This window comes from Parageobacillus sp. G301, assembly GCF_030268025.1.
Classification (GTDB): domain Bacteria; phylum Bacillota; class Bacilli; order Bacillales; family Anoxybacillaceae; genus Parageobacillus_B; species Parageobacillus_B toebii.
Window position 1 is genome coordinate 1187393 of the sequence record NZ_BSDB01000001.1, and the last position, 19513, is coordinate 1206905.

A 19513-nucleotide genomic window follows, 5' to 3' on the forward strand; every position below is an offset into this window, starting at 1 on the left:
TTTCCGTTCAGCATGGAACTCCAGGGTGATCTTCACTCTTTCGCTTATGCCAGGCTTCCACCATCCCCAGCTCGCTGAAATAAGCGTTGAAAGAGCTACTGTCCCTTTCATCGTTAACGCCTATGTTCATTTTATTCGATATTATATGCGAAAAAATCAATGGTCGTCAAGATTGGGAGAGTTCTTCCTTCTCCTTTGTTTCTACTTCTGGCACTTCATATTCCATTAAATCATCCCAATCGCGATTATTCAACATTTCTAGCTGCGCTTCAATGAGCATGCGAAAACGCATGCGAAATACTTTCGATTGCCGCTTTAGTTCTTCAATTTCAAGAGAGATTTTCCGCGATTTCGCGAGCGCTTCGCTGATGATGCGCTCCGCATTTTTTTCCGCTTCTTTAATGATTAGTTTCGCTTCTTTCTCCGCGTTTCGCTTTACTTCTTCCGCTGTTTCCTGGGCAACTAAAATCGATTTGTTTAATGTTTCTTCAATATTAGTAAAGTAATTTAGTTTTTCTGTCAATTCCGCTACTTTTTCCTCAAGTTGCTTTTTTTCGCGAATCACCATTTCATAATCTTTAATGACTTGATCAAGAAATTCATTTACTTCATCTTCATCATAGCCGCGAAAACCTCGGCTAAACTCTTTATTATGAATATCTAATGGCGTTAAAGGCACAATGGCCACCTCCGTCTCGAAATTCCTTTTCCTTATCATTCGACATTTTTCTATCAATTCCTGCAACCATTCGATTATTTTTGCATTCCGATTCGAACGCGCCACTTTTCTTTTTTTGTTTTTCCTTCAATGGATATAATTTTACAGCGGCCAAATCCGCGCGCGGAAAGAATGTCTCCTTGTTGGCATTCAAAATGTGCTTGTTCAACGATTTTCCAATTTACTTTTACAAATCCATTTTCAATGAATGACTGAATTTTTTGCCGTGATACATGAAATGCTTGTGATAATATTGCATCCAGCCTTAATGATGAAGCGGTAATGGTCGTATCTTGCCACTTTTCTTCTAACGTGATGATCTCTGTCAATGGTCTTTTTTCTACCGAAACATTTGCTTTTCCGATTGCGTGCAAATGTAGGCGGATATAGTCCGCCACTTCGTTGGCCGCCAAAAATTGAATCCGTTCCTCCTTCATTAAAATATCACCAAATTTTCCGCGCCTCAACCCAAGCGACATGAGCGCCCCTAGCACTTGGCGATGCTCTAGGCTGATAAATTTGCTCGGATAATGGACCTCAAACAAAGCAATTTCATAATCTTCATCTGCAGGCTGAAAATATGGCGGGAACAATAGCGCTCTTTTGCGCTCCACAAACGGGGCGCCGCCAAAAAAAGAAATATAAACTTCTTCATTACGGCCGATAACACTTTGCACAATTTGTTGCTCGCGTGGATCTAAAAAGTCAGTAAGCTTTGGTGCGTATTGCCTCTTTACCGTTTCTTGCCACTCTAATACCTGGTCAATAAAATGATGTTCTTCTTTGCGAAAATGCTGGTATATTTCCATCTGTTCACACCTAACTTCCATGAAGAAAGGAACCCTACGATGGATTCCTCACACTAAATTTAACATATCAAAAAGGGCATACAACCCTTTTGTCGCAAATTTAAGCACTAAAAAAGCGACGATCGGAGAAAAGTCAATCATTCCGATTGGTGGAATAATGCGGCGAAACGGTTCTAAATACGGTTCACAAATCGTTGTAAGCATTTGCCCGATTTTTGTATCGCGAGCATTAGGAAACCATGACATCAAAATGTAAATAATAAGCGCATACGAATAAATTTGAATCAATGTGGTCAAAAACCAAAGCAAACTATCCATAAACGGCTACCACCTCTTCATTGATGTATCATCGTCACTATCGATGGAAATCGAACCAGTCACATCTACGTTATCTGGCGTGCACAAAAAAATTTTCGTGCCAACTTGTTGAATATCTCCTCCAATGGCATATACGGTACCGCTTAAAAAGTCGACAATACGTTTTGCTTGTTCGTGTTGAATTCGTTGTAAATTCACCACAACCGCGCGGCGATTTTTTAAATGGTCAGCGATTTCTTGCGCTTCCGCATATGCTCTTGGCTCAATTAATACTACTTTTGACGACTTTTGTACGCTTTGTAAGCTCACCACATTGGATTTTGTATTTGCCTTTGTCGCTTGCCGCATTTCTTCCTCTTCCTCATATTCCTCTTCATATTCTTCATATTCCTCATAGTCTTCCTCTAAAAAATAATCTTTAAATTTTTTTATCAATCCCATTGATTTCACCTCCTAAAATTCTTTTCCAACAAGCGATGTGCCAAGGCGAATAAAAGTTGCGCCTTCTTCAATGGCGATCACGTAATCGTTGGACATCCCCATAGACAGTTCCGTACATGGAGCGTTTGGAATATGTAATGCTTGTACATTTTCTTGCAATAATTTTAATTGACGAAAGCATGTACGCAAAACAGATTCGTCATCTGTATAAGGCGCCATCGTCATTAAACCAATCACTTCAATATGCGAAAAATCTTGCAGCTGTTGAATAAACGGAATCACTTCTTCTTTTGCTAATCCATGTTTAGTCGCTTCACCAGATACGTTCACTTGAACAAAACATTTCACCCGCTTCGTTGCTCGCTTTTCGATTTCTTTAGCAAGCGACATACGGTCAAGCGAGTGAATATAATCCACTTTGTCAATAATATTTTTCACTTTTCGTGATTGCAGTGTGCCAATAAAATGCCATGTCGGCTCCGTGCCCAACGCTTCATATTTTTTCAACAACCCGTCATCACGATTTTCTCCCAAATCGGTAATGCCGGCTTCTAGCGCCTCTCTCGCCCGCTCCACACTTACATATTTCGTAACGGCAACAATGCGAATGTCGGCAGGGTTGCGTCCTACTCGTTGGCACGCTGCTTCAATGTTTTCTCGAATGATTGCTAAATTGTCGCGAACTGTCATCATTCATTCCTCCTTCCTGCCGATAAACGCCATCATTCTTCCTGTTTTTCCTTGATCACGGCGATGGGAGAAAAACAAATGATCAGCACAACTCGTACAATACCCGGAAACATCAATATGTTCTTCATGAATTCCTGCCTTTATCAGTAATACTTTATTCAGCTCTTTTAAATCAAGAGCATATTGCCCTATGCTCACCTGCTTATACGGAAGCTTCTCTTCCCCTTCCAAAACGCGATCGACGCGCGTGATCACACGGTCATCGACGATATAGCAACAGGCGCCAATCGAAGGGCCGATCACAACGTATATATCCTCAAGAGGAATTTGCTCACGCTCATGCCAAAGACGAACCATTTCTCCCGCAATGTTTTTTACTGTTCCTTTCCATCCGGCATGAGCAAGGCCAATCATGCCATGTTTCGGAGCCATAAAATAAAGCGGTACGCAATCAGCAAAACATAAGGCAAGCAACAATCCTGCCTCTTCTGTATACAGACCGTCCGTACCCGCTATAGCGGACTGATAATCCGTTGTTCCTTTTCCACCGTGGTCGGTTGTCACCTTTTCAATGTGAACATCATGTATTTGGTCGCAACATATCCACCATTCAAGTGGAAATTGTAGCAAATCCGCCAAACGCTGTCGATTGCTGCAAACAAAAGAAGGGTCATCCCCAACATGCAGCCCTAAATTGAATGTCGCAAATGCTCCTTTACTCACTCCTCCATGTTTCGTCGTAAATCCAGCGACGATCTGAGGAAACGAATGCGACTGCAGCATCAACAATTCCTTTTCTATTTGTTGAAAAATGTCTGACATCCTCGTCAACCTCATATCTTTTTTGTTGATTTTTATCACTTTTTTTCCTATTTTATCATAGTTTGCTTAAACGTGATAATCCTTATTTTTTATTTACTCGCTTTCATGCAAACGTACTAAAATAACGTCCGCACCAATTTTGACGATATTTTGCCACGGGATGACTGTCGCTTCCTCCCGGCCAAATAAACCGAGTACTTTCCCTGATCCTAAAATAATCAGTGATTGTATTTGCCCTGTCTCTAAATCAATATCTATGTCCCCGATATTCCCTAATTTTTTTCCGTTTGCAACGTTTACAACATCTTTTGTTTGAAACTCAGAAATTCTCATCATTCAACATCCCCCGCTTTCTTCTCTTATCATAACTATATGAGTTTGCCTAGTGGCTTATGTAAAAAAGAAAAGAGCTGAACGAGCAGCTCTTATACTTGAATGTTTTTATTCATTTGACGAATCGCCGCCTTTTCCAACCGCGATACTTGTGCTTGGGAAATTCCAATTTCTTCGGCAACTTCCATTTGCGTTTTTCCTTGGAAAAAACGCTTGCGGATAATCATTTTTTCTCGTTCATTTAGACGGCGCAGTCCTTCTTTTAGCGCAATTTCTTCAATCCATTGGCTATCACGGTTGCGTTCATCACTTAATTGATCCATCACGTAAATCGGATCACCGCCATCGTTATAAATTGGCTCAAATAACGAAACAGGGTCTTGGATTGCATCTAAGGCAAACACCACTTCCTCATGAGGAATACCAAGCACCTTTGCAATTTCTTCCGCTGAAGGCTCTTTCGCCGTCTCGCTCATTAACTTTTCACGCACTTGCAATGCTTTATAGGCAATATCACGAAGCGAGCGGGATACGCGAATCGGATTGTTATCGCGCAAATATCTGCGAATTTCTCCAATAATCATCGGTACTGCATATGTCGAAAATTTTACATTTTGGTTTAAATCAAAGTTATCAATCGATTTCATAAGTCCGATACAACCAACTTGAAATAAATCATCCACAAATTCACCGCGATTATTAAAGCGTTGAATGACGCTCAATACAAGCCGCAAATTGCCATTCACTAATTTTTCCCTTGCCTCCAAATCCCCTTCATGCATTCGCTTAAACAGTTCTCTCATTTCTTCGTTTTTTAGTACAGGGAGCTTAGATGTGTCTACTCCGCAAATCTCAACTTTGTTTCTTGTCAAGTTGTTCCCTCCCATCAGGAGATGCTAAGTCGTCCATTTTCAGTATCTCCTCCGGAAGGAAAAATATGCACGCAGATCCATGCATAAAAAAACGGCAATGCGAAACCATTGCCGTCATTTTACATCATTTTATTGAATTCTTTGCGAAGCCGCTTAATAATCCGCTTTTCTAGCCGTGATATGTAAGATTGCGATATGCCAAGCAAATCGGCAACATCTTTTTGTGTTTTTTCTTCTCCACCTGAAAGCCCGAAACGAAGTTCCATAATTTGTTTTTCACGGTCGCTAAGTTGCCTTAGCGCATTGAATAAAAGACGCCGATCGACATCTGCTTCAAGGTCTTTCGTAATCACATCATCTTCCGTGCCAAGCACATCTGATAACAATAATTCATTACCATCCCAATCAATATTTAAAGGTTCATCAAACGATACTTCCGCACGCACTTTATTATTGCGGCGCAAATACATTAATATTTCATTTTCAATGCAACGAGAAGCGTATGTCGCTAATTTAATTTTTTTCTCTGGATTAAACGTATTTACTGCTTTAATAAGTCCGATCGTTCCAATGCTAATCAAATCTTCGATATTAATTCCCGTATTCTCAAATTTGCGCGCAATATATACAACAAGCCGTAAATTACGCTCAATAAGCAGTGACCGTGCAGTTTCATCCCCAGATGAAAGCTTTTTAATCAACATCTCTTCTTCTTCTTTTGTCAACGGTGGCGGCAGCGCCTCACTTCCACCGATATAATACACTTCATCCGCTTTAATCCCTAACTTCGCCAATAACTTATACCAAAAATAAATGATACGAAGTTTCCACGTTTTCATCAAAATCCCCCCTTCTAAATTAGCAAAAAGTGAGTATGATATAGTAACGAATTATGAAGCTGTGAGCCTCTTCCCCGTTTGTACCATTTTCGGATGTATAATACACTCATATTCTCCATCAGCAGATAAATTGGTTTCGTTTAATCCGACAAGCCCTTTTTCGATTTCCAGCCATTGTTGTTCGTAAAAAATCATGATGCGGTCTGGTCTAATCGCAACTAAAAATTGTTGTTCGCTCCCTACAACCCGATATGGAACAATACGCAGACGATGCACCCACTTTTCCAATTGCTCATTATTGATCCAATCCATTGATTTTCCTAACTGGATATGTTGCACTAATTCTTCCGGCAACACTTCCTTTACTTTATTCATCTCAACAATCATGACAGGCATTTTCGATAGCGGATCATATAGTTGGTTGCCGCTATCGATGAGTCCTTTTAATTGAAGCGGTATGCCATCAAATACAATAAGGACGTCGACAATATGTTCAAATCGCAACTTTTTTTCGCGAATCCCGTTGATGCGTGCTCGCGAAAATAACCATAAGGCTGGGAATCCTAATAAAACAAACATCCAACTGACCGGGTCGCCCACACCGAGCGAATACGTTGTTAACACGCTAGCATGAATATCGATTTGCCGCTGCAAAAAATAATGGACGGCAATCATACCTCCTCCGACCGTAAACGTCACAAAATAAAAGGCAAATAAATTTTCTAAAAAATACCTTATTCGTTTGAATCCAAATGTAACAAAAACAATGAGAAACGAGAACACGGTTTTGATCGCCGGATGCTGAGCATACATAGAAAACGGTGTAAACATCATTACAACAAGAGATGCGCCAATAAATGCTCCAAACAACACTCGCCACCACACGACATCCCGCTTTAACATAATCGCTGTCAACCAAAGCAATAAACTGTCAAAACAAACATTTAATAACCAAATGACATCCAAATAAACGGCCAATCAAATAGCCTCCCTCACTCATAACAAAAACAAGCAGTTTCTGAAAATAGTATATAGTACATCTTATTGGAAAGTCTGTCAATTTATGATGGTGAAAAACAGGAATTTTTGTCAAAGAAACAAGAAAAGCGGAAGGCGGCGTGATTAGCTCTCGAAGCGAAATGTTCTTCGACCGCTGAAGTGCTTGCACTTCAAGGGAGAAGGTTATTTCGCACAAGAGAGCTAGCCGCCGAGCTAGACAATAAAGAAAAGCGGAGGCGGCGCGATTAGCTCTCGAAGCGAAATGTTCTTCGACCGCTGAAGTGCTTGCACTTCAAGGGAGAAGGTTATTTCGCACAAGAGAGCTAGCCGCCGAGCTAGACAATAAAGAAAAGCGGAAGGCGCCTCAATTTCGCCTAAAGGCGGCCCACGTCCTGTGGGCAACGGCGAAATGTCGCCATCCTGGCTCCGCGACACGCGCTGAAGGACCCGCGAGGAGGCTCAGACCAAACAAAGTTAGGTCTTGCGTGGGTTGTTCAGAGAAGTTAATACAATGTGTTGACGCCGCAACTAGACAAATGGAAAAGCAAAAGGCCCCCCTATTTCTCCTAAGAGTGGCCCCGAGTCCTGCGGGCAACGGCGAAATGTCACCATCCTAGCTCCGCAATACGCACTAGGAAAAAATATTAACTAAAAGAAAAAGAGCACGAACCATAAAAGATTCGCGCTCTTTCGTTTAGCGGCGGCGATTGCGATTGCGAAGAAAAGCAGGAATGTCAAGTGGATCTTCGGCTTGCGCGGAACGCAACGCCGCATAATCTTGTACGGCTTCTTCGCGTTTTTCCCGTTTTGGAGCTGCTGTCACTTTCGGAATCGTGCCAATTCCAATACGGGATGGGCGTGATTGTGATGCCACATTTTCATTAAACCCAGTCGCAATAACCGTTACAATAATTTCATCTTTTAAGTTTTCATTAATGACCGAGCCGAAAATCATATTAACATCTTGGTCAGCCGCAGATGCGACAATATCGGCAGCTTCTTGCACCTCATAAAGGCTTAAATTCGTGCCGCCGGTAATGTTCATCAAAACACCTTGTGCTCCATCAATCGATGTTTCTAACAATGGACTAGAGATTGCTTTTTTGGCTGCTTCCGCCGCCCGGTTTTCCCCGCTTGCAATCCCGATGCCCATTAGCGCAGAGCCCTTGTTAGACATAATTGTTTTCACATCGGCAAAGTCTAAGTTAATAAGACCTGGCACTGCGATTAAATCCGAAATACCTTGTACACCTTGACGAAGAACGTTATCTGCTTCACGGAATGCCTCTAACATCGGTGTGTTTTTATCGACGATTTCTAGCAAGCGGTCGTTTGGAATGACAATTAATGTATCGACTGCTTCTTTCATCGCGGCAATTCCACTTGCTGCCTGTGTCGCCCGTTTTCTCCCTTCAAATGTGAATGGACGGGTAACGACACCAACAGTCAATGCTCCTAATTCACGGGCAATTTGAGCAATAACTGGAGCAGCCCCAGTTCCTGTTCCACCGCCCATTCCTGCAGTAACGAACACCATATCAGCGCCTTTCAGCGCTTCTTCAATTTGCTCCTTACTTTCTTCCGCTGCTTTTTTCCCTACTTCCGGATTTGCACCTGCGCCTAAACCGCGCGTTAATTTTGCGCCAATTTGCAGCTTTGTTGGTGCTTTCGATAAATTTAACGCCTGTGCGTCCGTATTGACAGCAATAAACTCAACACCTTGTACACCGTGCTCAATCATTCGGTTTACGGCATTGTTACCGCCGCCGCCAACACCAATCACCTTAATCGTTGCCATTTGATCAATTGTAGTGTCAAACTCCAACATAACTAAATCCTCCCAAATTCAATCTCTATTCAAAGAAATACCCGAAAAATTTTTTCACTTTTTTTCCAATAGTCGCTTCTTTCTTTTTTTGTTTCGGTTGTGATTGCTTTTGCGGATGTTTTTCAACAGGCTCCGCAACCGATGCAGCAACAGGAACCGATTTTCCTTGCAGCATCGCTTGTTGATAAGCAAACTTGATCAGCCCTACTCCTGTCGTATACTGCGGATCGCGCACACCAATATAATCAGGCATAGCAATGCGAACACTGCTTCCTAATACGACATGAGCCAATTCTAATATTCCTGGCATATTTGCTACTCCGCCAGTTAGCACATAGCCGCCTGGCAAATCACGAAATCCTAACTTGCGGATTTCATGTTGAACCATTTGAAAAATTTCTTCCAGCCTTGCCTCAATAATATCGGCAATGTCTAATTGACTAAATTGCTGATGCTGATCAGTCCCGATAATCGGCACGATGAATACTTCTTCTTCAGAAGCATAGTCATAAAAAGCATGTCCATGCTTTAGCTTAATCCTTTCTGCATCTTCCGTCGATGTTCGGAGCCCGATCGATAAATCTTTTGTAATATGATCTCCTCCTACTGGCAAAACGGAAGTGGCCTGTAAAAATCCTTGTTCGAAAATAGCGATAGTCGTGGAACCGCCACCGATATCGACTAACGCCACCCCTAAGTTTTTCTCATCGTTTGACAAAGCAAGAGAACCAGCAGCAAGCGGCTGCAGGCAAATATCGCTTATTTCCAGTCCAGCTCTTTCTACACAGCGGAGTAAGTTATGTAAAATCGTTTTCGAACCGGTAATAATCGTTCCTTCCATTTCAAGACGGACACCGAGCATTCCACGCGGATCGTTAATGCCATCTAACCCATCAACGATAAACTGCCGCGGAATCACGCCAATAATTTCCCGATCTGGAGGAATCGATACGACTTGCGCAGCATCCATCACGCGCGCAACATCTTCATCGGTAATTTCGCGGTTTTCACTGGAAACAGCAACGATGCCGTGGCAGTCTTGAAGCTGGACATGATTGCCCGTCACACCAACAATGACACGGCGAATCGTTAAACCAACCATCCGTTCCGCTTGCTCAACCGCTCTTTTGATCGATTGCACCGTTTTATCTATATCCACTATGGAACCTTTTTTGAGTCCTTCCGATTTTACATTTCCTACTCCAATAATGTTAATAGATTCATTTAGCATTTCTCCGATTATGACTTTAACACTGGACGTGCCAATGTCAAGACTAACGACGATCTCATTGCTGCTCATCTTTTGGTACCTGCCTACTAAAATCGTATATATACCGCTTCCGTCTGCAACTGTGGCTTCTCATCCATTTTCTTGCGGTCCTATTACGTATTTTAGTAAGCAGTGACACCTCCTTTAAGCTGAAATTTATATATCCCGTATATGCCACACATTTGCGTTATTCCCTATTCATCTTTTAATCTTAATCTATAACGGATACGCTTGCTTATCATCGGCAATGTTAAAAAGCGAACCAATCATTTTTTACTCCATATATTCAACATTTTAAGAAACTTTCCCTTTTTTCCAATTAACTTTTTTCACGGTTTTGTCGCCTTTCCATCCATTCGGTAAGAAGGAGGCGGCGAATGACAGCGATATTTTGAAAAAGGCGCACACCAAATGCAAATACAGCTGCTAAGTACAAGTCTACACCAAGATGGACACCAAGAAAAGTTAAAGTTGTAGCCAAAATAATGTTAAAAAAGAATCCTGTTATAAATACTATTTCGTCATATGTTTGCTGTAAATGGGCGCGGAGTCCACCAATTAATGTATCAAATGCAGCAAGGATTGCAATGGATAAATAATTGGAATATTCGTCAGGGACGCGCAAATCGCTCAAAAATCCTACTATTAAACCAACGAATAAGCCGATGAGCGGGAGCCACATATTATTTCTCCTCCTTTTCGGCTTTTACCGTTTCCATATATTTCACGTTCCATTTTTCTTTAGACGGCGGAATAACCACCGATGTCAACGGTTCAGAAATTGTAAGCTGCAAATTTTCAACGACAAAATCATCACGAATTGTCGATACTTTTAAACGATTACATAACATTTCTGCATCATCTGCGATTACTTTTACTGTAATTGGCAATGAAGAGATTTTGCTATCTCCGATTTTCGTCGAACCATTAACATCGCGAATCGCCGTCGTGTTTGTAATCCGCTCCTCGGCAATAGCAATTTCTTTCGCACCGTACATGTTTAATTCATTAATAAGCCGGTGCAACAGTTCAGGCGACACCGTTTCCGCAATGGGACCTACGTAATGATCCGAATAAAATGGTTCAATTGTCAAAACAATTCCTGGGCCTTCTATTTTTGTCAAACCAGCTTCCTGTTCCAATTCACTTACTGTTTCATGCAAAACGGCTTCTTGATTAGATCGCTGCTTTTGCTTGTAATTCCGTAATTTTTCCTCATAATCCCCGATTTCTAATACAAGTTGTCGCTGCAATTGTTGTTCTTTTTTTAAATCAGCGCGCAACTCCCAAATATCACGTGTATCGCGAACTTTGGGATGTGACGTTGTCTGAAGTTGAACAGCTAGCATAAATCCAAAAATGGCCGTAATACAAGTAAAATAGATCGTTTTTTTCCGTTCCAATCATCTTCACCATTCTTTCTGCCGAGGCAATTTATGGATGATTAACATGAAAGATAGGATCTAACACTATTTCATCTTTACTAGCAATCCCTACAATTATGTTATCTTGAATAAGCTGATCCTTTACCCCGCCGGGAATGTTCAAAGCGGAAGCGAGAACCGTTGGATTGCCAATTGCGGAGATGACAAAAGGGGCTGCGTGTTGCGTACCATCTACTTCGATTACGGGACCATTGCAAACAATGTACGAACGATGGGAAATTCGTTGCCCATTAATGGCGATTGCTTCTGCTCCGGAAATGAGCAGCTCATGAATGACTTTAAAGACATGTTGTTCGTGAACAATGTAGTCTGTCGCACTTTGTTCAGAAGGAATATAAGATGCATCCGATAACGTTATTTCAATTCCTTTTCCTTTTACTTTGGCCTCTCCAACATACATGCGTAGTTTTTCTGCTTGTTTTGCCAAATCCGTATACGATGTTTGTTGTTCTGCCAACACTTTTTCCATCTCCACAACTTCATTTTGTTTTTGTACTAACTCGTTTTTTAATCGTCGATTTTCTTTCTGTATCTTAATCAATCGCTCTCGGTAATCATACTCCTTTTGCCATTGCCGATCTGTTATATTTCGCTTTGATGCTTCCCTTTTTGTATATTGATAAGAAAACGCCAGCATAGATCCTAGTATAAAACAGATAAAAGAAAGGATGACACGGTTACCTTTCCGCTTTGTCATTGTCATCCTCCTTTTTCGGTTGTTTATAAGCGGTAAAATAATTGCTTACTTCTAAATGGATTACCCCTTTTACATTTGGATCTAATTGCTGGACAATAGACGGATACAATGACATTTTATCGGCAAAATTTTGCACGTTCGCACTCACTTCAAAACCATCATTCATATAAACAGTAATATGATAACGGTTATCATCGCTCGGTGTATAATGAATTTCAGAAATGGCGTTTAATATCGATGGGGAAAGCTGCGCCAACTGTCCTGCGATTTCTTGAATATCTTCTCCCTTTTTCCAATTAATTAAAATCGGCGCATCGCTTGGCGCGGTTTTTGATGTGTGTTTCTTTAGTATGTAACCATTTTCTAAAAGCGGAAAAAATGTTTGTTGGTCATAAATATAAGCGATTCTCCTCCGCTCTTTCACATGAATGATGATCGTATTTGGGAAATGTTTTTCCAACGATACGCTCTCCACTTCCGGATGTTTCTCCACATTCCGCTTAATTTCGTCTTTTTTTACTTTCCAAAAGCTTGTCCGTTTTGTGATGCCGCTTAACTGTATCACTTGTTTTGCGGAAAGATGATGATTTCCGTTTACTTGAATATGACGGACATAACTCAATGGTGATTGAAAATAAATCATGCATAAAATGAGAAGAAAAAAGAAAGAGATATACGCGATTAAACGACGATTCGCTTTTTGTCTCCGCCGTTCCTTTAATTTCGGCACCCGTTCCTCAAGAACAACGATTTTTTTTCCTTTTTCCAAAGCCATTCACCGCTTTCCGACATAAGCTCGAAAGCACGTCTATAAAAACAAACGGCACACCTCGATGCCGTTGTATTTCTATGTTCGATAAACATAGACAAATTCAAATTTATTATATCACAGCATTGTAATATAGAGAGATAGATTTTACAACTTCCGGCCAATAATTTCTACTTCTGTCCGCAAATGAATGCCATGCAATTCATAAATCGTTTTTTTCACAAACTGAATTAAGTCCAGTACATCTTTTGCTTTTGCTTTTCCTGTATTAACGATAAAATTGGCATGCTGTTCAGAAATTTTCGCGCCGCCAATCGTATATCCCTTTAAACCAGCCTCTTCAATCAGTTTTCCAGCATATTGCGGCAAAGGATTGCGGAATATGCTGCCCGCACAAGGTTTATCCCATGGTTGTGTCTCACGGCGATAATCTTTGTTTTTCCGCATTTTTGCAACAATTTCTTCACGGTTCCCGGAAGTAAGCTGAAGTTCCGCTGCTATACAAATTCCACGTCTTTTTGTTTGCAACACAGAAGTGCGATACGCAAATTGCATTTCCTCATTCGTCAGCCATTCCATCATCCCGTCTGGAAATAAAATTAACGCCCTTTTTACGATTTGTGACATATCGGAGCCGTGCGCCCCCGCATTCATATAAACAGCTCCCCCGACCGATCCAGGAATTCCGCCGGCAAATTCTAAACCAGACAACCCTTGTTTGCTCATTAACGTGGCAAGGCGTACTAATGAGTATCCTCCACCGACCGTAACGGTTTCCCCATCAACATGTAATTCATCTAATCCTTCGCCAATTTTGATTACAACCCCTTCGACCCCTTCGTCAGAAACAAGCAAATTCGAACCACGGCCAATCGCGCGCCATGGCACTTCATGCTTTTTTATAATCGCCATTGTTTTTTTCAGGTTTTCTACGCTATCTGGTTCGATCAATACATCTGCAGGACCGCCAACTTTTATCGTCGTATGGTTCGATAAAGGTTCCATTTCCTTCACTTTCCCAACGTTAGCGCTTAATAATTCATTTACCATTGCTTTCATCGCTTTCATCTCCTTTCCCAAACCGCCTATGTATATACGTATGCTCCTTTCATCGTAGATGTCACCTTAACAAAATGAGAGGGTGTCTCTCTAATTTGAGAGATACCCTTCTAGATCGATGAAACTTGAACATTTTGTTTTTTGGTTGTTGGATGCAACGCAGCGAATTGGTTTTATTAATATTTTGCATGCTTGCTAATGTTTAGTAAAACCCCAATTGCCATTAACATAAGCGTTAATGATGAACCACCATAGCTTAAAAACGGAAGCGTAATTCCCGTTACCGGCATTAATCCTGTAACAACGCCGATATTAATCATTACTTGAATGGCTACCATCGAAATAATGCCGATGGCAAGAAAACTTCCATACAAATCCGGCGCCCCAAGTGCAATACGCACTCCGCGCCAAAGCAGCAAGCTAAATAAAAGTAAAACAAGCGACCCGCCAATAAAACCAAGTTCTTCTGCTAAAATCGCAAAAATAAAGTCAGTTTGCGGCTCAGGCAAATAAAAAAACTTTTGTCGGCTTTGTCCCAGCCCTAAGCCAAACAAACCTCCAGGACCAATCGCATATAGCGATTGAATAATTTGAAAACCGCTTCCAAGCGGATCTTCCCAAGGATTCAAAAAAGAAGTAATCCGCTTAATCCGATATGGCGCTGACAAAACAAGAGCAGCAAATCCTGCCAGTCCAAGTATTCCTAATCCGATAAAATGACTGATGCGCGCACCAGCAACAAAAATCATTGCAATACATGTGCCGACCATTACGGTGCCGGTTCCCAAGTCCGGTTGAAGCATGATCATTCCAAACGCAAAAAACACAAGTGCCAAAGCGGGAAGCAGCCCTCGTTTAAACGATGTAATATTTTTTTGGTTTTCCGACAGGTACTTTGCCAAAAAGGCAATCATTGCAAGTTTCATAAATTCGGATGGCTGAATGGAAAACGCCCCAACACCAATCCAGCTGCGTGATCCATTGCGAACCATTCCAACTCCGGGGATTAATACGAGAACAAGCAACAAAAAACAGACGATAATAAGCACTTTCGACCAGTCGCGCCATGTCCAATAATCAATATTCATAATAAAGAACATTGCAATGACTCCCGCGCCGGCAAACAAAAACTGACGTTTTGCAAAGAAAAACGAATCATGAAACTTATATTCCGCCCAAATGGCGCTGGCGCTATACACCATAATAAGCCCAATTGCCAACAACGAAAACGTAAGGATAATCAGCAAAAAATCAGGCGTAGACTTTTTCCGCGGCAATGCCCAACACCTCTACTTTTCTAAACTAGGAGAGAAAAGGCTGTCCTTTCTCTCTATTTCAACTTATGCACGGCATTGATAAAAATGTCTCCTCTTTGTTCAAAAGTTTTATATTGATCCCAGCTTGCACATGCCGGCGACAGTAAAATGACATCACCTGGTTCGGATAGTCGATAGGCAACTGGTACAGCTTTTTCCACATTATCGACATATTCAATGGTTTCTATTCCCGCCTGTTTAGCGACACGAGCTATTTTTGGCGCGGTTTGGCCAAACAATATGATTGCTTTTACGTTATGCAAATAAGGAAGAAGGTCATCAAACTCATTGCCGCGGTCTAGCCCACCTGCCAAAAGGATGACAGCATCTTTTTCAAAAGCGGATAGTGCTTTTTGTGTCGCAAGAATATTGGTTGCTTTGGAGTCATTGAAAAACTTTCTCCCATCAATAGTAGCAACGTATTGAAGCCGATGCTTCACCCCTGTGAATGTCGTTAAGACTTGAGAAATAGCTTTATTGTCTACGCCTGCTAATTTTGCTACAGAAACAGCTGCCAATATATTTTCCAAATTATGTTTTCCTGGTAGCACTATATCGCCAACAGCAATTACCACTTCATTGTTCCAATAGATAAAACCATCTTTTATATAAGCACCGCGGTCTAACGCTTTTGTTGTCGAAAAAGGAATCTTTTGTGCATGAATGTCCTCAGCAAGCTGCATCACAAGTTCATCATCTGCATTAATGACCGCATAATCTTCATTTGTTTGGTTTTTAAAAATATTTGCTTTTGCCTGTGCATAGGCTTCTTTTGTACCATGGTAATCTAAATGGGCATCGAAAATGTTTAATAAAACGGAAATACGCGGGCGAAAATCACGAATTCCCGCTAGCTGGAAGGAGGAAAGTTCCGTTACAAGCCAATTGCCCGCTTCCGCATTTTTTGCCACTTCACAAGCAACCATCCCTATATTTCCCGCAAGCAGCGGGCGTTTTTCTCCTTCACGCAGCATCTCAAAAACTAATGTTGTTGTTGTTGTTTTTCCATTGGAACCGGTAATTCCAATAAAAGGCGCTTCCGAAATGTGATACGCTAGCTCCACTTCTGTAACAACGGGTAATCCTTTTTCCATTGCTTTTTTTACCATTGGATTCGTATATGGAATACCAGGGTTTTTTACGACAAGATCAAACGGTTCATCCAAGAGCTCAAGCGGATGCCCGCCGCAAACAACCCGGATTCCCATTTGTTCTAGCTGTTGTGCTTCTTTATTTTCTTCAAACGTTTTTTGATCATTTACCGTGACGTTGGCACCTAGCTCATAAAGCAGTTTTGCCGCTGCAAAACCGCTTTTTGCCAAACCAATGACTAACACCTGACGTTGTTGATAGAAAGCTGTCTGTTTCAATTAAATCCACACCTCGATATAGATTCCTAGCATTGCAAATAATAAGCCGACTGCCCAGAATGTGACGACAACGCGCCACTCCGACCAGCCAATCAACTCATAATGATGATGCAACGGGCTCATGCGAAATACGCGTTTTCCCGTTGTTTTAAATGAAATGACTTGAATAATAACGGACAGTGTTTCGATAACAAATACACCGCCAATAACAACAAGCAATATTTCCAACTTCGTTAAAATTGCCACAGTAGCAATCGCGCCGCCTAACGCAAGCGACCCGGTATCCCCCATAAACACTTTCGCTGGATGGGCGTTAAATACTAAAAATCCTAGTACAGCCCCAACAACGGAAACACAAAAAATAGCGATATCATATTGGCCTTGGTTCCAGGCAAGAACGGCATAAGCGCCGAAGGCAATGGCCGCTGTCCCAGCCAATAAACCATCAAGCCCGTCGGTTAAATTGACCGCATTCGAACCGCCGACAAGCATGAAAATAAGCAATAACACATATCCAAAGCCAAGATTAATAGAAAGATCTGTCCCTGGAATATGTAAGGCAGTAGAAAAACCACTGCGCTGATATACAAAATAAAAAACAATGGCAATAATTAATTGCCCAATTAACTTTTGTCTGCTCGTCAAACCAAGATTCCGTTTCATCACCACTTTAATAAAATCATCCAAAAAGCCAAGCAATCCATAACCAATCGTTACAAAAAGCAATAAATATGTTTCAACGGAAAGAGTAGCAAATTTTTTCGTCATCAATAACGTTGTCACAACGATGGAAAGTAAAATCATAATACCTCCCATCGTCGGGGTGCCTGATTTTTTTTGATGCGATTTCGGTCCTTCTTCCCGTATGCTCTGCCCGAATTTTAACCGTCTTAAAAACGGAATAAACAATGGCGATAAGATAACAGTAATCAGAAAGGAAAGAACAATGGCTAAAACAATGACTTGCTCTAGCATGATCGGTCACATCCTTCTTGTCCTTGAACATGCATCCATTTCTGTTGCAGCCGTTTAAGAGCAGCGAGCACCGCTATATCATATGAATGATTTTGTTCATTATGAGCAGAAATGGTAAGGTTAAACTTTGTTTTTTCACTCTTATTGTTTTCCCATTGCCCATACATATCTAAAAGCTCCTCTAATGCTTGAATTGGTGATGAAACAAAAAAGATCGGAAACTGATTTGGAATGTAACGCGGCAATTCATCGCCTTCTTGCCAAAACGCTGCGATTGCTCCATGTTCAATCGCAATTTTTAACGTTTCCATCCCATGCCCAAGCGGAACGAATAACCCTTTTGGGGCATGTTCATAAGGATCCACAAACACATGGTGAAACGTAATCGCATCATCGACAATGCCACGAGCCTGTTTACATAACCGTTTAACCATTTCATATGTCAACATATGTTCTTTCGCTCCTTAATCGCTTCCCGGGCAACAAGCCGATCATCAAAATCAATGACGCGATCCCGAATAATTTGGTACGTTTCATGCCCTTTGCCTGCGATTAAAATAATATCTCCTTCTTGCGCTTGTTCAATCGCGTAATAAATCGCCTCCTTGCGATCGACAATCGTTACATAACGCTCGCTGGAAACACCTGCTTCCATATCGCGCAAAATTTGTTCAGGCTCTTCGGAACGCGGATTATCAGAAGTGAAAATGGCCACATCGGCGTATTTGACCGCTGTTTTTGCCATAAGCGGCCGTTTTGTACGATCTCGATCACCGCCGCAGCCAACAACAACGTAAACTTTTTTCTGAGCAAATTGCCGAATTGTTTTTAAGACATTTTCCAAACTATCTGGTGTATGAGCATAATCAACGATTACTGTAAAGTTTTGCCCTTCATCGACTGTTTCAAACCGTCCCGCAACCCCAGAAATTTCTTCAATCGCCTCTACAATAACAGGAAATGGAATACCAGACACAAGAGAGGCGGAAACAGCTGCGAGCAAATTATATACGTTAAACAATCCGATTAACCTTGTTTTGACCCGAACAGTACCGTGCGGTGTGACAAGATCAAACGACATTCCGCTTGGAACAATATCAATCCGCTTTGCCATAATATCGCTTTCTGTTTCAATTCCGTATGTAATAACGGTTGCAGCCGTCATATGCTTATAATATTGTGAAGCAGGATCATCGTTGTTTAATACCGCAAACTTTGGCCGTTTGTGATCATAACGATTTCCGAGCTGGGAAAACAGCAATCCTTTCGCATTGCGGTATTCTTCCATTGTCCCGTGGTAATCGAGATGATCTTGCGTTAAATTAGTAAACACGGCGACATCATAGTCACAGCCGTGCACGCGTCCCATATGAAGGGCATGCGAAGACACTTCCATGACCGCAACATCGACACCTTCGTCCACCATTTGTTTAAACGTTCGTTGCAACAGCAACGATTCTGGCGTCGTATTTTTCGTTGGATACGTATCATCGCCAATTTTAATATGCACCGTTCCAATTAGCCCCGTTTTTTTATTCGCCTTTCTAGCGATGTGCTCTATTATATGAGTCGTTGTCGTTTTCCCATTTGTGCCCGTAACCCCGATTAAATGTAACTGATGGGTCGGCTGTCCGTAAAACGCATCGGCAAGCACCGCCATTGCGCGACGGCTATCACGAACGACAATAACGGGCGCATCCACATCAAGAGGCCGTTCGGCAATAATGGCTACAGCACCATTTTCGACTGCCTGTTTCGCAAAATCGTGGCCGTCCACTGTAAATCCTTTGACGCAAATAAATAATGATCCTTTTTTTACTTCTCTCGAATCCATTTCAATGGAAGTAATTGTCGGGTTTTCACCGACATACGTTGTAAAATCATGCAAATACGAAAGCAGCGTCCGCAGCTTCATTTTTGTTCATTCCTTTCGCTTCATAGTC

Annotated in this window: 22 protein-coding genes and 1 other annotated feature (1 of these 23 only partly in view); all 22 genes read right to left on the reverse strand. The window is 41.6% G+C overall.

Translation table 11 applies throughout. The annotated features are described in order from the left end of the window. Positions 1–120: a binding site (T-box leader), on the reverse strand; it reaches 98 nt to the left of the window's first position. Between the two features lie 46 nt (positions 121–166). Then, positions 167–679, reverse strand: coding sequence for a DivIVA domain-containing protein (locus tag QSJ37_RS05970; RefSeq protein WP_285754326.1), 513 nt, complete (start codon positions 677–679; stop codon positions 167–169). A 74-nt stretch (positions 680–753) separates the two neighbouring features. Next, positions 754–1527, reverse strand: a complete 774-nt coding sequence (locus QSJ37_RS05975; RefSeq protein WP_285754327.1) for a YlmH family RNA-binding protein — start codon at positions 1525–1527, stop codon at positions 754–756. 48 nt (positions 1528–1575) lie between these two features. Continuing rightward, on the reverse strand, positions 1576–1845 hold the full coding sequence (locus tag QSJ37_RS05980) for a YggT family protein (RefSeq protein WP_285754328.1): 270 nt from the start codon (positions 1843–1845) through the stop codon (positions 1576–1578). Positions 1846–1851: 6 nt separating this feature from the next. After that, the gene (locus QSJ37_RS05985) at positions 1852–2286 is read right to left on the reverse strand and encodes a cell division protein SepF (RefSeq protein ID WP_015863370.1); all 435 of its coding nucleotides are present in this window, start codon (positions 2284–2286) and stop codon (positions 1852–1854) included. A 12-nt stretch (positions 2287–2298) separates the two neighbouring features. Further along, positions 2299–2976: a YggS family pyridoxal phosphate-dependent enzyme gene (locus QSJ37_RS05990; protein ID WP_285754769.1), complete on the reverse strand. Its 678-nt coding sequence runs from the start codon at positions 2974–2976 to the stop codon at positions 2299–2301. Positions 2977–2979: 3 nt separating this feature from the next. Further along, on the reverse strand, positions 2980–3798 hold the full coding sequence (pgeF, locus tag QSJ37_RS05995; RefSeq protein ID WP_285754329.1) for a peptidoglycan editing factor PgeF: 819 nt from the start codon (positions 3796–3798) through the stop codon (positions 2980–2982). A 93-nt stretch (positions 3799–3891) separates the two neighbouring features. Further along, on the reverse strand, positions 3892–4134 hold the full coding sequence (locus QSJ37_RS06000) for a YlmC/YmxH family sporulation protein (protein WP_285754330.1): 243 nt from the start codon (positions 4132–4134) through the stop codon (positions 3892–3894). 89 nt (positions 4135–4223) lie between these two features. After that, positions 4224–5003 (reverse strand): RNA polymerase sporulation sigma factor SigG, encoded by a 780-nt coding sequence (sigG, locus tag QSJ37_RS06005; RefSeq protein ID WP_062753466.1) that lies wholly within the window; start codon positions 5001–5003, stop codon positions 4224–4226. 119 nt (positions 5004–5122) lie between these two features. Then, a complete protein-coding gene (gene sigE / locus QSJ37_RS06010; protein WP_285754331.1) occupies positions 5123–5842 on the reverse strand; it encodes an RNA polymerase sporulation sigma factor SigE in 720 nt (239 codons plus the stop codon). 51 nt (positions 5843–5893) lie between these two features. Continuing rightward, on the reverse strand, positions 5894–6820 hold the full coding sequence (spoIIGA, locus tag QSJ37_RS06015; RefSeq protein WP_285754332.1) for a sigma-E processing peptidase SpoIIGA: 927 nt from the start codon (positions 6818–6820) through the stop codon (positions 5894–5896). 715 nt (positions 6821–7535) lie between these two features. Then, the gene (gene ftsZ, locus QSJ37_RS06020) at positions 7536–8669 is read right to left on the reverse strand and encodes a cell division protein FtsZ (RefSeq protein WP_285754333.1); all 1134 of its coding nucleotides are present in this window, start codon (positions 8667–8669) and stop codon (positions 7536–7538) included. Positions 8670–8694: 25 nt separating this feature from the next. Further along, complete coding sequence (gene ftsA / locus QSJ37_RS06025) at positions 8695–9969, reverse strand: cell division protein FtsA (protein WP_285754334.1); 1275 nt, start codon at positions 9967–9969, stop codon at positions 8695–8697. A gap of 289 nt (positions 9970–10258) precedes the next feature. Beyond that, on the reverse strand, positions 10259–10621 hold the full coding sequence (locus QSJ37_RS06030; protein WP_285754335.1) for a small basic family protein: 363 nt from the start codon (positions 10619–10621) through the stop codon (positions 10259–10261). A 1-nt stretch (position 10622) separates the two neighbouring features. Beyond that, positions 10623–11342: a DUF881 domain-containing protein gene (locus QSJ37_RS06035; protein ID WP_062678266.1), complete on the reverse strand. Its 720-nt coding sequence runs from the start codon at positions 11340–11342 to the stop codon at positions 10623–10625. A 31-nt stretch (positions 11343–11373) separates the two neighbouring features. Continuing rightward, complete coding sequence (locus tag QSJ37_RS06040) at positions 11374–12081, reverse strand: DUF881 domain-containing protein (RefSeq protein ID WP_285754336.1); 708 nt, start codon at positions 12079–12081, stop codon at positions 11374–11376. Continuing rightward, complete coding sequence (locus QSJ37_RS06045; protein WP_285754337.1) at positions 12062–12856, reverse strand: cell division protein FtsQ/DivIB; 795 nt, start codon at positions 12854–12856, stop codon at positions 12062–12064. The genes QSJ37_RS06040 and QSJ37_RS06045 overlap by 20 nt, the downstream gene beginning before the upstream one ends. 141 nt (positions 12857–12997) lie before the next feature. After that, positions 12998–13909 (reverse strand): UDP-N-acetylmuramate dehydrogenase, encoded by a 912-nt coding sequence (gene murB, locus QSJ37_RS06050; RefSeq protein WP_285754338.1) that lies wholly within the window; start codon positions 13907–13909, stop codon positions 12998–13000. 176 nt (positions 13910–14085) lie between these two features. Then, a complete protein-coding gene (gene spoVE / locus QSJ37_RS06055) occupies positions 14086–15186 on the reverse strand; it encodes a stage V sporulation protein E (protein WP_285754339.1) in 1101 nt (366 codons plus the stop codon). Positions 15187–15239: 53 nt separating this feature from the next. Beyond that, a complete protein-coding gene (murD, locus tag QSJ37_RS06060) occupies positions 15240–16595 on the reverse strand; it encodes a UDP-N-acetylmuramoyl-L-alanine--D-glutamate ligase (RefSeq protein WP_285754340.1) in 1356 nt (451 codons plus the stop codon). Continuing rightward, positions 16596–17570 carry a phospho-N-acetylmuramoyl-pentapeptide-transferase gene (gene mraY / locus QSJ37_RS06065; protein WP_285754341.1) on the reverse strand — a complete coding sequence of 325 codons (975 nt, stop codon included), beginning with the start codon at positions 17568–17570 and terminating at the stop codon, positions 16596–16598. Then, positions 17564–18019 (reverse strand): hypothetical protein, encoded by a 456-nt coding sequence (locus QSJ37_RS06070; RefSeq protein ID WP_285754342.1) that lies wholly within the window; start codon positions 18017–18019, stop codon positions 17564–17566. The genes mraY and QSJ37_RS06070 overlap by 7 nt, the downstream gene beginning before the upstream one ends. Continuing rightward, positions 18013–19485, reverse strand: a complete 1473-nt coding sequence (locus tag QSJ37_RS06075; RefSeq protein WP_285754343.1) for a UDP-N-acetylmuramoyl-L-alanyl-D-glutamate--2,6-diaminopimelate ligase — start codon at positions 19483–19485, stop codon at positions 18013–18015. Before QSJ37_RS06075 ends, QSJ37_RS06070 begins: the two co-directional genes overlap by 7 nt. Positions 19486–19513 lie beyond the last annotated feature (28 nt).